Below are 499 nucleotides of genomic sequence, written 5' to 3'. Positions count from 1 at the left end.
TCGCCTACTAAATTGGTTCGACCAACACGGTCGCAAAAACTTACCCTGGCAAATAGACAAAACACCCTACAGGGTTTGGGTATCTGAAATTATGCTCCAGCAAACCCAGGTCAGCACAGTTATCGACTACTTCAAACGCTTTATGGCAAGCTTTCCTGATGTTAAAAGTTTGGCAGATGCTGACGAAGACAGCGTGCTCGAACATTGGGCCGGTTTAGGCTATTACGCCCGTGCGCGTAATCTACACAAAGCAGCAAAACAAATATCTTATGACCTGGATGGCGTCTTTCCCGAAGATGTTGACGGCTTAAGTGCCCTGCCAGGCATTGGTCGTTCAACTGCTGGCGCTATTCGTAGCATTGCTCACAAACAATATGCCCCGATTCTTGATGGCAACGTAAAACGGGTTTTATGTCGTTATCACGCCATCAAAACCTGGTCTGGCGAAAGAAAAACCGAACAAAAGCTATGGCTACTCGCAGATGAACACACACCGCAA

Annotated in this window: 1 protein-coding gene; it reads left to right on the top strand. The window is 47.1% G+C overall.

Annotation, left to right across the window (positions count from 1 at the left end; all coding sequences use genetic code 11):
* On the top strand, nucleotides 1–499 hold a 499-nt coding region (locus A3735_RS07210), incomplete at both ends, for an A/G-specific adenine glycosylase (RefSeq protein ID WP_369820514.1).

The sequence above is a fragment of the Oleiphilus sp. HI0061 genome, from assembly GCF_001635675.1.
This window is presented reverse-complemented; position numbering and strand designations above follow the sequence as displayed.